This is a genomic window from Pseudomonas sp. JAI111, from assembly GCF_024809425.1.
Lineage (GTDB): Bacteria > Pseudomonadota > Gammaproteobacteria > Pseudomonadales > Pseudomonadaceae > Aquipseudomonas.
In genome coordinates this window covers 412,783-426,648 of sequence record NZ_JANUCB010000004.1, presented here as the reverse complement: position 1 = coordinate 426,648, position 13,866 = coordinate 412,783, and the positions used below count along the sequence as shown (strand labels likewise).

Here is a 13,866-nt window from a genome sequence, read left to right as displayed (position 1 = left end):
ACCGCGGAAGATAAGGGGATGCCGACTCAGGAAGTCCTGCCAAACGTTTTTGCCAAGGCGTAGAGGTAACGCAGGGTCGGTTTGCCGTTGAAGAAAAACATCGCCTTCCAGGAATGCTCGAGCATCCGCTGGAACACCTGGATGACCTGTACGTGCTCGCCGCGGCGGGAGAATGCGTTGAGGAAATCGGCATGATTGGCCAGCACGAAATGGATGCGTTGTTGCTCAGTCAGCCGGTCGCCGTAACGGTCAAGGTACAGCTCGATGAATTTGACTTTGTGCGGATAGTACTTTTGAGGTTGCGCAGTGATGTTGCCGCTGTTGACGCCACGCCGATGCAGGATCTGCGGCACCGTGTGGATCTCCCAGTGTTCGGCGATCCGGGTCCACAGCAAGCGATCTTCGGCATAGCGCAGGGACTGGTCGAAGCCGCCGAGGGCCGTCACCACCTCGCGTACCACCAGCACGCCGGAGGTACCGTTGATCACGTTTTCGTGGATGAAATCGGCGAAATGATGACCCGCTTTGCAGCGGTCCTCCAACTGGCGGGTGCCGTCACTGAATTCGCTCATCTGGTAGCAATCGATGAGCCCGACCCTGTGCCCCTCGCGCGTCAGCTGGGCATAAAGCGCCAGTTGCTTTTCCAGTTTTTGTGGATGCCATTGGTCATCGGCATCGAGAAAGGCAATAAAGGTTTCCCGGGCACTGAACACGCCTTTATTGCGCGCACTGGCCGGCCCTTCGTTGGCCTGGCGCAGCAGGGTCAAGGGAAAGGGCGCGATGTAGTGCTCGACGATCTGCGGCCCTTCATCGCTGGAGCCATCGTCGATGACGATGACATGATCGGGCATGCGTGTTTGTTCTTTCAGCGAGTCGAGCGTCTTTCGGATGCTACCGGCGGCGTTATACATCGGGATGACTACACACACCGAGCCGGGGGCGCAGGCGGCTTCGTTCAGCATGGGTGTTTCTCCTTGCGAAAGCTCTGGGCTACGGCGTCGGGAGACACGCGTTCAGCGCGAGGGGCGGACGCGACCGCCGCAAAAGGGCGCTGCACAGCGTGATGTTTGAAGGACAGCGCCAGCGTGCAAAACACCAGAAACTCGGCGGAGCGATAGTTGGGAATGACGTAGGCCACGTAGTTGGTGACGACGAACAAACCGATGATCACCAGCGCGCTGGCGCGAAATTGAGCGTACTGGTTGGCGGTCACGGCCCGGTACTGCTTGAACAGTGCCTCGGCAAGCAGCAGTGTCAACGCGGTCAATTGAATGATGCCGCCATTGAGCAGGGTTTCTACATAACCGCTGTGAGCGTTGCCGATGTAGCCCCAGCGGGTAATGAATTCATCGGCATCGATACTGGACCAGAACGCGCCGAAGCCGTAGCCCTTGAGGAAATGATTGTCGACAAAGGGGCCGAGCAGCTCCCAGATCATGGTGCGATCGGTGAGTGACGGGTCGCGTCCGGCCAGTTCCAGCAACACCGCGGAGTAGTCGTAGAGAAACAGGCACACTGCCAGGTAGAGCAGGGTACAACCGAGGAACGCCAGCCTGGAGCGATGGACGCGCAAACGGATCAACATCAGGAAGTAGCCATAGCTGACCGTCCCGGCAATGATCAACACCACCCCGGTGGCTGATTGAGCCAGCACAATGGCGATAAACGAAAAGAACGAGCAGAACAGGGCCCAGCGATTGCGCTGACGAATCATCGGCAGTAACAGCAGGATGGCAATCGCGTTGAGCCGCGCGCCGGCGTTTTTTTCTGTGAATATCCCCTTGAACGCGCCGTCGCGGATACCTCCGGAAATAAACGCGGCACTGGGCATGACCAATGCCAGGATCAAACCGATCAAGGCCGCCACGCCGATGGCACAGCCCAGCATGAAGGTGATTTTTTCGAGGCTGTAGTTGTAGGCGATGAACCCGGCAAAAAACACCACGCTGAGCATCGCGATGAATCGCTTGAGACTCAGCATCGGGTCCTGCGACCAGCCGATCGATGCGATGACGCAGAGCAAGAACACCAGCAGAAAGAAGTTGCTGCGGTAAAAGGTCTTGCTGAGGAACACTTTGTTGCGGATGAAAAAGAACAACGGCACCAATAGCGTGATGAGGCCGCACACCTGGTTGACAACGTTGCCTTCGAGGTCTTTATCGAAGTCGTCGAGGCCGGAGCCGCTGCCCAGTCCGAGAACAAAGGTGATCATCTGGATGTAGAACAGCACGCCGAACAGGGTGAAGGCGTCCCGCAACGTGGAATATCTGATCCGCAGTGTGTTCATGGCGATGGCCTGCGCAGCAACGCGGCGAGGTAGGTTTCTACCGCGCTGGCATTCATGAAGCGCGCAGCGGCATCGATGCGCGATTGACGTTGCAGATCCCGTGGTATCGACAGTTGCAGGTCAATGGCCCGCGCCAGTGCGATCGGGTCGTCGACGGGCACCAGCGGGGCGACCAGGCCTCCAATGAGAATGTCTTGCGGGCCATGGGGGCAGCGGGTCGACACCACCGGCGTGCCGGTGGACAACGCTTCAACCAGCACGTTGGGACTGCCCTCGAAACGCGACGACAGCACAAAGCAACTGGCCGCGGCCACTTCTGCCATGGGGTCGGGGGTATAACCCGGCAGGTCGACACGATCAGCCACGTCCAGCTGGCGCGCCTGTTCAAGCAACCTGTCCCTGAGCGCGCCTTCGCCAAAAATGATCAGGCGCACATTGGGATCCGGCAATGCCGCCAAGGCAGCGATCAAGGTATCGAAGCCTTTTTGCGGCGCCAGTCGTCCCACTGCGACCAGCACCGGACTGGATTTTTCCAGTAGCCAGGGGTGACTGGGCGGCCCCGGCAGCTTGTCGCGAAAGTCATCGTCCAGGACCGGATTGTCGGCAATGGTTACGTCCTGGCGACGCGCGATGGTGGTGTTGACCAGATCCTGGGCGACGCCTCGCGAGACGCAGATCACCGGGTTGGGAATCAGTCGATAGAGCAGCGGCGCTATCCGGTACGCCAGCCGCACCATGAAGTCGGGGTTGACGTGCTTGTCATGGGAAAACGCGTTGCGCTCGCTGACGTGCAGTCGTGCCAACGTGCCGGACAGCCAAGCCGCGACGATGGCCACGACGTTGACGTGGGTGAGGGCCGCCAGTTGCGCATCGAAGCGATTGGCGCGCAGAAATCGCGTGAGTGCCGGCACTGCACGCGCGGTGCGCGGGCTGCGTAATTCGACTTTTTTTACCCGGGGATCAAGGTGCGTCGCATGCAGGCCTCCCCCGGTGAGCATCAGCAATGTCACGTCATTGCCCGCGTCCACCAGGGCACTGGCGAGGCGCGCCATCATTTTTTCAGCCCCGCCCGCACTCAAGTCATGCAGGATAATCAGCAACTTTTTCATTGGTTCCATACCTGGTAATAAGCCTGCGCGGCGTGCCGGCTGGTGTAAGGATGGAGGGCGTCATCGAGCATTTTTGCGCTTGGCACAACGCAACCCCGTGACGTCAGGCTTTGCAACATTCCATGCGCCAGCGCCGGTACGTCGTTGACGTTGACCAGTTGCCCGAGTCGGCCGTTGTCCAGCAGCTCCCGGGGCCCGGTCTCGCAGTCGCACGCCAGTACGGGCGTGCCCAGTGCCAGGGCCTCGATCAGTGCGGTCGGCATGCCTTCCTGCACGGAACTGAGGATGAACAATCGCGCGTGCCGTAGCAGCGGGTAGGGGTTTGCCAGGAAACCGGTGAAATGCACCCGATGGGCAATCCCCAGTTGGCGGGCCTGGGTGGTCAATGCGTCGAGCAACGGACCATCACCGGCAATCACCAAATCGGGCAGTGCGTCGCTGCGCAACGCCAGGGCGTAGGCATCGAGCAGCAGGTGGAAACCTTTGGGTTCCACCAGACGGCCCAGGCTCAACCAGTAATCGTTGGGCAGGCCGGCAAGCGGCGGCGCATGAGAGGCCTGGAGCAGTTGATCGGTGACCACGGCATTGGGGCAATAACGGATTCGCTGCTGACCCCATGGGAGCAAATCGACCATCGATTGGCGCAGGGCGCTGGAGACCGTTACCACCTTGCCGCCGCCGCACAGGTACAACGCATAGAGCAGACGCAGGCTTGAGGGACCGGTTTTCTGTTCAGTGCAATCCAGTGCCGCGTGGCGGCTATAGATCACTTTGCAGGGACTGCCCAATGTGGCGAACCAGGTGCAGAGATTGGCTTGCTCCTTGGCGGAAATCACATGCGTGACCCCCGCACGACGAATCAGCCGGCGCACCCGTACGATGGAACTGAGCAGGCCGCCGCCACCACTGTTGTGACGGTGAACACCCTCGGTGTCTGGCGTGTCGCCGTTCATGACGAAAAAACTCACGCGCTGGCCGTCCTTGAGAAACTGCTCGGACAGTCGTTGCTGAACGCGCTCGACGCCGCCACCCGCCTTGAAATCCTTGAGAATGAACAGGATGTGCATGGTCATTCCCCAACGCTGATAGCGACTTTGCGCTGAAGGATCATCGCCAGCAGCTGCAGAAAATTGCCGGGATAGTCGACGAGGTAGCGTTTGATCGTATGGGGCTCGCGATACATGCGATAAAACGCGCGCAGGTGCAGGCGATTGATCACGGCTGGGTAATAGTTACGCGTGGCCAACGCTTCCTGGCGAATGAAGCCGCCGCAGGTAAAGGCGACCCCCCTGAAACCGGCACGCAACGCCTCTTGCTCGAACTGTTCTTGCAGTCCGGCTCCCAGGCCAACGATCAGGATGTTCGCCTGGCTACGGCAGATGTCGGCGCGGATGCCTGCGGCCTGGTCCGGGGTGAAGTAGCCATGGTGATAACCGGCGATGGCCAGTCCGGGGTAGAGCAGCTTGATCTTGCCGATGAACAGTTCCAGTTCAGCCTGCCGGGCACCAACGAAGTACACGCGCTTGCCCTGTTGCTCGGCGCTGCCCAGGACGCGGTCGGCAATCGAGGTGAAGTCGAAGCTGACCCGTCCGACCGTCGTACCCGTCACGCGGGACATGAATGTCGACATCAGCATGCCGTCGCAAAAAAACGCGACGGTGCTGGGGGGCTGTTCGAACAAACTGCCGATGGAGGCAAAGTTAATGAAGGAATAGGCCTGGTTGGCGTCCAGTAACTTCGGTGAGTAATGCCTGACTATTTGCAGCCTGATCATGGAGCGACTCCATTCAGATCAACGGGGAGGTGACACGGATTTGCGATGGGTCGGGGCGTCAGTAGATGTTTTTGGAAAACAACGTGAAGGGGGTCTTGATGAGGATCTTGATGTCCAGCCACAGCGACCACTGGTTGATGTAGTTGAGGTCCTGGGCGACGCGCAGCTGCATCTTTTCCACTGTTTCGGTTTCGCCTCGATGCCCGGTGATCTGGGCCAGCCCGGTAATCCCCGGCTTGAGGCGATGACGGGCCATGTAGGCGCGCACTTTGCCGGTGTAGTAAATGTTGTGGGTGACGGCATGTGGGCGGGGGCCGACCAGGGCCATCTGGCCGAACAGCACATTGAACAGCTGCGGCAGTTCGTCGATGGAACTGCGGCGCAGAAAGCGCCCGAGCGGGGTGACGCGATCATCGTCACGAGTGGCCTGGCGTACTTCGATATCATCGTGCTGGCGCATCGAACGAAACTTCCAGACCTTGATCACTTCACCGTTGCAGCCGTGGCGACTCTGCTTGAACAGCACGGGCCCCGGGGAGGTCAGCTTGACGGCAATCGCTACGGCCAACAGCAACGGGCTGAGCACGATAATGGCCGTGGCGGCCAGGCTGCGCTCGAACAGGTCCTTGCAAAACAGGCTGGCAGGATGCGAGCTGATCAGGCTCTCGTTGAGGTAAATGGCCGGCATTCGCTCGATTTCCGAGATCGAATGATTGAGCAGCACCATGCTGCTGAAATCCGGGATCCACACCACGTCGACGTTCATGTCCAGCAGGTCGATGTAAAGCGCTTCGATGGTGGCGGCATGCGCCATGTTGAGCACGATGTAGACGCGGCGCACGTTCAGGCGCGTGATGATCTCGCGGATCGCGTCGACGCGACCCAACAGCGGCAGAATGCTGGGTGCCGGGCCGCTGTCATCGGCGGCGGCGATGAATCCCAGCACCAGCGCGCGGTTCGGCCTGTTGAGTTTTTTCGCCAGCTCATGGGCGGTCGGACAGGTGCCGATGATCACTGAGCGACGCTCGTTGCACATCATTCGCGAATGCAATCGGGCGAGGCAGTGCAGGGGCAGAAAACTCGCGGCCTGCACCACAAAGCCCAGTACCATCCAGACGATGATTACCTGGCGTGAGAAAATCGCGCTGGTCTGGGTAATGAACGCGATGGCCGCCAGAATCGCCAGCAGGATCAACCAGGCAGCCAGTAATCGGCCAAGCCCTACCAGCAGGCCGTGACGCTTGTGGTAAACCTGCATCATGCTGTAGATCGGCACTGAACCGAGCACGGTCATGATCATCAGAATGCGGTAGTCGCTGGTCAGGGTGCCGATGCGCCAATACACGAGCAGCGTCAGCAGCGAGATGGTCAGCGTCATCGCACTCAACCATTGCAGCCAGAACGTCAGGCCTCGGCGGTGTGCGATGTGATGGGTGTATTGCGGTGTCATTTGCTTGACCTCGAGACAGGATGTTCCAAAGGCACTGATCGGGAGACACGGCGTGGCTCCCGCCGGGTAGTCCTAAGCTCGGCGCAGGTGATGCAAGTGATGTTGAGGGTGCAGGAAGGTGCAGCGACAAGCGTGGTATCGAGTTACCTGGGCACGAAATCGTAGTTGTAGAACGGGCGTGAATGGTTGTAGCCGTACTTGCGTGCCTTGCGCAGATCGACCTGATTGAGCACGGCGCCAAATACCGGAACGTGGCTTTGCTGCAACACCGCAATGCTTCTCTGCACCTGATTGATCGGCGTGCTGTCGGCCTTGACCACATAGATCACGGCATCCGAATGCCTGGCCAATAACAACGCATCGCTGATCATTTCTGCTGGGGGTGAATCGATAATGATGTGCCGGTAACGCGTCTTGAGCACTTCAAGCATGCGCGCCATCCGCGGTGAGCTGAGCAGGTCCTGTGGCGGCGGCTGATTCGCCGAGTCGTTGGTGTCCGCAGGGGAAGGCAGGCGCGGCGCGCCGAACAGATCAAGAGCGGGAGGTGTCATGCTTCCGGCCGGCAACATGTCCAGATTGCCCACCGAGACGATGCAATCTTCCAGTCGGGCAGTGCCGGCAATCACATTGGCCAGCCCCGGACTTTCAGGTGGAAAATCGAAATTCAGCGAGAGCGTCGGTTGGCGCATGTCGGCGTCGATCAGCAGCACCCGCTCCAGCGGGGTGAGCGAGCTGGCCAGGTTGTTGGCGATGGTGCTTTTGCCTTCGCCGGCAACGGTCGAGGTGACCAGCACCACTTGCGACGGCATATCACTGCTTTGCAACATCAGCCAGGTGCGCAGGTTGCGAATGGTCTCGGAGAAACGCGGGTTGTCATTGTCTTCGAACAACCGCGCCAATTGCCGGCGACTTTTCTTCACGACCAAAGGCACCACGCTGAGCAGCGGAATGTTAAGCGTGCTTTCGATCGACTCGTCGGTCTTGAAGGTATTGCTCAGTTTGTCCTGAAGCAACGCCAGCGCGACACCGATCATCGCCGCGAGCAAGCCGACGATCCCGACAATCAGGGTTTTGCGCGGTTTGCTCGCTTCCACCGGCACAATAGCCGGGTCGACGATGCGCACTTTGGTGGAGTCCATGTCGGCGGTGGCTGCGGTTTCCTTCAAGCGAGTGACGAAGGTTTCATACAGCGCGCGGGTGCTGTCGACTTCGCGCTGGAACTCACGCAACTGGAATTCCTTGCGGGCAATGTCCTGGATCTGCGATTTGTTACTGTTGAAGGATTGGCGCAGCGAGGCCTCACTGGCCGTGGCCAGCTGGTATTGCCGCTCGATCCCGGCGACCACCTGTTGCACCTGCAGTTGCAGGCTGGTGGTGGCGGCACGCAAATCAGACTGCGCGGCAATCAGGCTCGGGTGTTTTGGACCGTAACGAGCCGACAGCTCATCGACCTTGGCTTGCGCCTTGGCACGGTCCGCCTGGAATTGCTGGACCAACGGGTTACTCAAGACCGCCGGCACACTGGACAGTCGGCTCAGGTCGCCATTGCTCAGGGCCTTCGCCTGGCGGTATTCGCTCTCTGCTTCAGCACGGTTGCGACGGGCGTCGACCATGCGATTGCCGGTCATTTCCAGTTCGTTGGCGCTGATGGTGGCGACACCGCCAACGTCAACCAGACCTTGCTCTTCCCGGTAGCCCTGAAGCTTTTTCTCGGCTGCGCGCAAGTTGTCGCGCAGGTTGATCAGTCGTGTGTTCATCCAGGCCGTGAGGGTCTGCGATGACTTCTCGCTGGTGTCGAGCTGGCTGTCGGTAAAGCTCTGGGCCAGCGAGTTGGCGACAGCCGCCGCGAGATCCGGGTCAGGCAGTTCGACGTCGATTTGAAGCAACTGGCTTTTGCCGACGAACTTGACGTTGGTATGGAGCATGAGGTTCTGTGTGACCTCGTTGAAAATATCCTCCTCGGTGGGCGGATTTTTCACCGGTATCAACTTGCTCAACCCTGGCAGCCATTGGTCAAGGTCAAGGTCCGCCAGCCATTGGCGTGGAGTGAACCAGGATTTCGGCTGCTGGCGTGGGTCTGTGATCGGGTTGGTCGTCAGGTTGAGTTTTCTCACCGCGCGTTCGGCAAGGTCCCGCGATTGCAGGAGCGCCTGTTGGGTCTGCAAGTATTCGGTGGCGGTACCGCCTGAATCCTTGACCTGCTCGAAGGACACCACCGGCGGCGTTTTATCGTTGAACAGCAAGGTGGTGCTGCCGATGTACTGCGGCGTAATAAGGGTGTAGACCACAATCGTCGCCAACGCACAGCACAGCAGGACCAGCCAGCCGATGCTCCATTTGGCGCGCCAGATCACCCGCCAGACGTTAAGCAGATCAATGGTGTCCTGGTCTTCGCTGTTCTGCTGATGCAGATGTGTTTGAAGAGGACGTTCGACGTAGGTGCTGGGGCTGTTGTCCATGATCAGAAGAACCCTTGAGCAATGGAAATGGTGTCGCCGGGGGCGATCGTGGTGCTGCGCGTGACTTCGTCGGTGAGCGTGGCGCCGCCATCACCGCGCACGATGGTCACGCGTTTGATCGAGGCTCGCTCCGTCAAGCCGCCGCCCAGGGCAATGGCTTTCTCCAGTGTCAGGCCGGGAACGAAGGGGTAGCTGCCAGGTTTCTGAACTTCGCCATTGATGTAGAACGAACGGTATTCGATCTGGCTCAAGCTGACTTTCGGGTCGATCAGATAACCTTGTTTAAGTCCGTCGACGATGATCTTTTCAACTTGACCGGGTGTCAGGCCCTTCGCGGATATCTCACCCAGGAACGGGTAGGAAAACGTGCCGGCGTCGCTGAGGCGGATTCTTTTCAGGCTCAACTCCGGTTCGCCAAATACGGTGATGCGCAAGACATCGCCGGCGGCCAGTTTGTATTGGGTCCCGGAGTCTGCTGCATACGTATTGGGTAGAACCGCCAGCGCGAATAACAAACCAAGCGTCTGTGAGTTCATATCTAAACCCTCTTAGAGGCTTATGTTGAAGCTGATGTGCACCACATTGCGGGTGAAACTTTGATTGTCGGCATCGGAGCTGTTATCGCGGAATCGATAACCGAGTTCGATATCCAGCCAGCGACGCATCGCGTACATCACGGCCAGGTTGTAGTCCTGAAGGTTATCCGTGCGAGTTTGGCCTTCGTAGACATATCGACCGATCCCGGCTTCGGCCACTGTGGTGATCCGCTCGGTCCAGCCGTGGCGCCAACCAACCTGGGTAAAGGTCGACTTGACGGCCTCGGCGCCATCATCGCCCTCGGCGAGGGCCTGGCGGGCAACGAAGGTGAATGTCGAATAAGTGCGTGGCTTCCATTGCAGGTCTATTTGCCAGGTGGGGTTGTTGAGGTCGTTGGATTGGCTGCTATCGAAGTTCTTTTTCTCATAACCGACGCGGACTTTACCGGTGGTGCGAGCGGTGATGTCCCAAACGGCACCGGCGAGGACGGCATCGGAATTACTGCTGCGCGGACTGTTGGATTGCAGGTAATCAAAACGGGTGTGATCGTATTCCAGCAGGCTGCGGGTGTTGCTGCCGATGCGGTGATACCAGGTGGTGGTCAGGCCGGTGGTATTGCGCTCTTTGTCGTCATTGACGCCGTCGGCATTGTCGTAGCGAAGTTCATCGTAATTGGCGCCGAAATCGATCTGATTGTCAGCGCTCTTGGCTCCGTAGGTGTAGAGGCCGCCCACGAGTTTGTTGTTGAGCTTGTCGTTGACGCCTTCGACTGCCGTTGATTCCGTGGTCTGGTATTTATGGTAGTCGGCTTCAAGTTTCAGTCGGTGCCTGTCAGTGAACTCCATAATGCTTTCCCCCCGCACCCGTTGAGCCGTGTACGAAGCATCCGGTTCGTCGTGGTAAATATGCCGGGAGGGTTGCCAGATTAATCGCGTGGCGCTGTTGCGATCTTCGGCCTTGAGCTCGAAGGAGGGCAGCAATTGGGTGATCATGGAAGACTGCTTGTTGTTTTCCAGCTCCCGGAAATTATCGTCATAACTTTCTGAAAGCAGGAAGGTCGGTGTGAAGTCCAACCCGTATAGATCAATCGGCGCCGGGCGAATGCTCCAGGCCATTGAGGGATACAGCGAGGCCATGATCAGTGCAATAAGGCAACGTGATTTCAAGGCCATGTGATGGCTCCTGGAATAATCAATCAGTCAAATATTGAGCTGCAACGGGGTGTGCTGGCGCTCGAGGTCACTTAACGGCACACAGATAGGCTGCTCGCGATTCAGAAATTGCAGCAGGATCATCACGCGCTCGGCCCCATGCGCAGCGATGAAAACGCCCTCCAGTGTCGACAGCGGTCCGCGGATTATTTGCAGGTGGTCTCCGGGCGTCAGGGGCGGCGCATCATGGGGAATCGATGATTCGAAACAGCGCGCACGCAGGTGCTCGATGACGTTCTCGGACACCGTCGCGGGACCATGATTGAATTCGACGATACGACTGACGCCGCGAGTGGAGCGTATGGGCGCCCAGTTGTCGTTGCCGCCAAGATGGATGAACAGATAACCGGGGAAAAGTGATTCACGCACGCGCTGTTGTTTGCCGCGAATGAGGCGATCACTTATCAACTGAGGGTGGAACACGACAAAGTTCTGTTGAATCAGGTTGATACGGGCTCGTTCATCCTGGTGAGGTTTGCATTGCAGCAGGTACCAGGCGGAACGTTCGCAACTGATTGCAGACATGCTGGTAAACTCCGTAATTATCGAAAGTTTAGACAGGCAGTGGCTCTTTTGGCGTCCCGGAAAGTGTTGAGTTGGACAGTATTATAATTTTTATGTGGTTTACTTGAGCGTGTATCAATAGTGAATCAGGCTCTGTTGCGTCCCTGTAACAGTGAGGTAATAATTGGGATATATGTGAGATGGCATATTGGGTGTAGGGAGGTGGCAATTTGCCGTTGGCAAAGCTACCGCACGGTCCTTACAAGGGCCTGAAGACAAGTCATTTTCAAGTTGTCCGGGGAACAGCAAGAAGCGAGTAATATGCGCTCGCGCCCTGTTCTAATGGACCCGTGTAGTTATCGACCAGTCTTGGCGCCCTGTCAAACGTTCCTCGCCAAAAAACATGCCTTTTATCCAATAGTGAATTCGGTAGTGCTTAACTGATTGTTTTTGAAAAGGAATTTTCTTCCGTCGGGCGGATTAAACTTTTTAAATTATTAATAGTCATGTATGGCTGAATGGCGTGTTGCAGTGCCCCGATAGTGGGTCTAGGTATGAAGTTCAAGCCACTGCTATCACAGTGCTATAACTAATGAGCAAGAATTAATAAGGGACAGGTCTATATGCGTTACTGTAATTGAGAATCAAACTTGCCATATTGTAATATGTTGCGTGGTATTAGCGCTGCCCTCAGGTGTTATCACCCCAATACAAAATCCACTGGCTTGAGCACCGGAGGTAGAGGGGTTTCTCCCAGTGCCGCAAGAATCTCCCGCTCGATAGTGCGCACAATGGCATCGATCGGCAGGTCATTTTCATCGCGTCCAAACGGGTCCTCCAGCTCGTCGCCAATCGCATCCAGTCCGAAAAAGGTGTAGCTGACAATCGCGGTGAAAATCGGTGTCAGCCAGCCCAGGGGCTCGGCCATCGCGAAGGGCAGCAGGAAGCAGAACAGGTAGCTGGTTCGGTGCAGCAACAAGGTATAGGCGAACGGCAGCGGCGTGTGTTTGATGCGTTCGCAGGTCGCCTGCGCCTGGGTCAGGTGAGTCAGATGATTGCTCATGATGGTGTAGCGCCATTCGTTGATCACTCCTGACTCGCTGAGTGTCGAACATTGCTGCCCGACCTGCTGCAACAGGTGTCCGCTGAAGTCTGGCGTATTGTCGTCCGGCACGACGTCGAGCCAGCGGCCACTGGCCGCGAGTTCGTTTTCCAGACGCAGTTTCGCGTTGAGCGCGTGGGCGAACCCGCACAGGTGACGAAGGAGTGTGCGACGTTCGTTTGCGTCCTGGATGATCCGGGTTTCGCGGATCATCGAGCGGATGGCGACCATCACGTCACCCCAGGCCTTGCGGCCTTCGTACCAGCGGTCATAACAGGCGTTGTTGCGAAAACTCATGAAGATCGAGAGCGACAGGCCCAGCAGCGTGAACGGTGTCGCGCTGACCTTGGAGAAGTAGCTGGGGTGCAAGGTCTCGACCAGCACGATCACTGACGCGAGCAGCGTCACCATCAGGCAACGCAGGGCAATCCGTTTGGCGATCGAGCCCTTGATCGCACTCATGATGTTGAGGAAGTTCGGTTTGGGTCTGACGATCATGGTGTCCTGCCTACGGAAAATACGTGTGATCCAGATAGTTGATAGCCGGTCGGGCGCAGGCTAAGAGCAAGGGGGCCTGCCGTCCAATCACTGTTTATGACTGAATGATCGATGGGCTCTATCACCGCATCGTTTGTCATCACAGCCCGGTGCCCAGCAACGGCAAGTATTCGGGACTCTCGGAGATTGAGTTGTGGCCTACACCACGGATGACCTGCAGCGTGGCCACGCCTTTGGCGAAGTGGGTGTAGAGCTGTTCGGTGCTGGCGCGCGGTATGACTTCGTCCTGTTCGGCCACGATCAACAGCGTCGGTATCGTGATGTGCGCCGCGTACCGCCATGATTCAAACCGTTCCTGTAGCAGCCACCTCACCGGCAACCACGGGAACTGGCGCACGGCGAGGTCTTCCAGGCTGTTGTAGGGCGTAATCAGAATCAGGCTTGAAGCCGGGCGTTGACTGGCGAGGCGCACGGCGACGCCTGACCCGAGGCTGCGACCCACCAGCGCGATTTGTGCGTGGTTGTCGTAGACCTTGTCAAACAGGGTCATGGCATCACGCTGGATCGCCTCTTCGGACGGCGAGCCGGAGCTTGCACCGAAACCTCGATAGTTCAGCAAGTAGATCGCGTGGTCTGGAAACGCCTTCGCAAATTCGGGCAGGTTGCGCGACACATCCTCGGCATTGCCGCCGAAATAGATCAACGCCTTGGGCCCGTCGTGCGGCCTGACGGACACCTGAACCTGGGCATCGTCGACCGCCAGCATCAGAACCGACTCCGGCGTCTGGATAGCGCTGGGCCGCGGGTAGTAGATCAGCGAGCGCTGAAACAGGAACAGTGCCGCACAAAGCGTCAGGTACAACGCTGCCAGGATGACGACGATGAGCATCAGGATTCGTGGCATTCGGCTAACTTTAGTGGGCAACATTGACGGC

Annotated in this window: 12 protein-coding genes; all 12 read right to left on the bottom strand. The window is 58.1% G+C overall.

Annotated features, from left to right (window positions below; genetic code table 11):
- Window positions 1–26: 26 nt before the first annotated feature.
- Entirely contained in the window at window positions 27–962 is a 936-nt protein-coding gene (locus HNR03_RS16100) for a glycosyltransferase family 2 protein (RefSeq protein WP_259154587.1), read from the bottom strand.
- Window positions 956–2,287: an O-antigen ligase gene (locus tag HNR03_RS16095; protein ID WP_259154586.1), complete on the bottom strand. Its 1,332-nt coding sequence runs from the start codon at window positions 2,285–2,287 to the stop codon at window positions 956–958. Before HNR03_RS16095 ends, HNR03_RS16100 begins: the two co-directional genes overlap by 7 nt.
- Window positions 2,284–3,396: a glycosyltransferase gene (locus tag HNR03_RS16090; RefSeq protein ID WP_259154585.1), complete on the bottom strand. Its 1,113-nt coding sequence runs from the start codon at window positions 3,394–3,396 to the stop codon at window positions 2,284–2,286. Before HNR03_RS16090 ends, HNR03_RS16095 begins: the two co-directional genes overlap by 4 nt.
- The gene (locus HNR03_RS16085; RefSeq protein WP_259154584.1) at window positions 3,393–4,463 is read right to left on the bottom strand and encodes a glycosyltransferase; all 1,071 of its coding nucleotides are present in this window, start codon (window positions 4,461–4,463) and stop codon (window positions 3,393–3,395) included. Before HNR03_RS16085 ends, HNR03_RS16090 begins: the two co-directional genes overlap by 4 nt.
- A gap of 2 nt (window positions 4,464–4,465) precedes the next feature.
- On the bottom strand, window positions 4,466–5,170 hold the full coding sequence (locus HNR03_RS16080) for a WecB/TagA/CpsF family glycosyltransferase (RefSeq protein WP_222587232.1): 705 nt from the start codon (window positions 5,168–5,170) through the stop codon (window positions 4,466–4,468).
- A gap of 58 nt (window positions 5,171–5,228) precedes the next feature.
- On the bottom strand, window positions 5,229–6,620 hold the full coding sequence (locus HNR03_RS16075; RefSeq protein WP_259154583.1) for an undecaprenyl-phosphate glucose phosphotransferase: 1,392 nt from the start codon (window positions 6,618–6,620) through the stop codon (window positions 5,229–5,231).
- A 143-nt stretch (window positions 6,621–6,763) separates the two neighbouring features.
- Complete coding sequence (locus tag HNR03_RS16070) at window positions 6,764–9,079, bottom strand: polysaccharide biosynthesis tyrosine autokinase (protein WP_259154582.1); 2,316 nt, start codon at window positions 9,077–9,079, stop codon at window positions 6,764–6,766.
- A gap of 2 nt (window positions 9,080–9,081) precedes the next feature.
- Window positions 9,082–9,615 carry a polysaccharide biosynthesis/export family protein gene (locus tag HNR03_RS16065; RefSeq protein WP_259154581.1) on the bottom strand — a complete coding sequence of 178 codons (534 nt, stop codon included), beginning with the start codon at window positions 9,613–9,615 and terminating at the stop codon, window positions 9,082–9,084.
- A 12-nt stretch (window positions 9,616–9,627) separates the two neighbouring features.
- Window positions 9,628–10,788 carry an outer membrane beta-barrel protein gene (locus HNR03_RS16060; RefSeq protein ID WP_259154580.1) on the bottom strand — a complete coding sequence of 387 codons (1,161 nt, stop codon included), beginning with the start codon at window positions 10,786–10,788 and terminating at the stop codon, window positions 9,628–9,630.
- A gap of 27 nt (window positions 10,789–10,815) precedes the next feature.
- Window positions 10,816–11,352 (bottom strand): transcription/translation regulatory transformer protein RfaH, encoded by a 537-nt coding sequence (rfaH, locus tag HNR03_RS16055; RefSeq protein WP_259154579.1) that lies wholly within the window; start codon window positions 11,350–11,352, stop codon window positions 10,816–10,818.
- Between the two features lie 679 nt (window positions 11,353–12,031).
- Window positions 12,032–12,931 carry a bestrophin family protein gene (locus tag HNR03_RS16050; protein ID WP_259154578.1) on the bottom strand — a complete coding sequence of 300 codons (900 nt, stop codon included), beginning with the start codon at window positions 12,929–12,931 and terminating at the stop codon, window positions 12,032–12,034.
- Between the two features lie 139 nt (window positions 12,932–13,070).
- The gene (locus HNR03_RS16045; protein WP_259154577.1) at window positions 13,071–13,859 is read right to left on the bottom strand and encodes an alpha/beta hydrolase; all 789 of its coding nucleotides are present in this window, start codon (window positions 13,857–13,859) and stop codon (window positions 13,071–13,073) included.
- Window positions 13,860–13,866 lie beyond the last annotated feature (7 nt).

Excerpts from the sequence above, each read along its gene's own strand:
- HNR03_RS16065 (WP_259154581.1), bottom strand. The coding sequence starts at position 9,615 with ATGAACTCACAGACGCTTGGTTTGTTATTCGCGCTGGCGGTTCTACCC.
- HNR03_RS16100 (WP_259154587.1), bottom strand. The coding sequence starts at position 962 with ATGCTGAACGAAGCCGCCTGCGCCCCCGGCTCGGTGTGTGTAGTCATC.
- HNR03_RS16045 (WP_259154577.1), bottom strand. The coding sequence starts at position 13,859 with ATGTTGCCCACTAAAGTTAGCCGAATGCCACGAATCCTGATGCTCATC.
- HNR03_RS16060 (WP_259154580.1), bottom strand. The coding sequence starts at position 10,788 with ATGGCCTTGAAATCACGTTGCCTTATTGCACTGATCATGGCCTCGCTG.
- HNR03_RS16090 (WP_259154585.1), bottom strand. The coding sequence starts at position 3,396 with ATGAAAAAGTTGCTGATTATCCTGCATGACTTGAGTGCGGGCGGGGCT.
- HNR03_RS16095 (WP_259154586.1), bottom strand. The coding sequence starts at position 2,287 with ATGAACACACTGCGGATCAGATATTCCACGTTGCGGGACGCCTTCACC.
- rfaH (WP_259154579.1), bottom strand. The coding sequence starts at position 11,352 with ATGTCTGCAATCAGTTGCGAACGTTCCGCCTGGTACCTGCTGCAATGC.
- HNR03_RS16080 (WP_222587232.1), bottom strand. The coding sequence starts at position 5,170 with ATGATCAGGCTGCAAATAGTCAGGCATTACTCACCGAAGTTACTGGAC.
- HNR03_RS16050 (WP_259154578.1), bottom strand. The coding sequence starts at position 12,931 with ATGATCGTCAGACCCAAACCGAACTTCCTCAACATCATGAGTGCGATC.
- HNR03_RS16070 (WP_259154582.1), bottom strand. The coding sequence starts at position 9,079 with ATGGACAACAGCCCCAGCACCTACGTCGAACGTCCTCTTCAAACACAT.
- HNR03_RS16085 (WP_259154584.1), bottom strand. The coding sequence starts at position 4,463 with ATGCACATCCTGTTCATTCTCAAGGATTTCAAGGCGGGTGGCGGCGTC.
- HNR03_RS16075 (WP_259154583.1), bottom strand. The coding sequence starts at position 6,620 with ATGACACCGCAATACACCCATCACATCGCACACCGCCGAGGCCTGACG.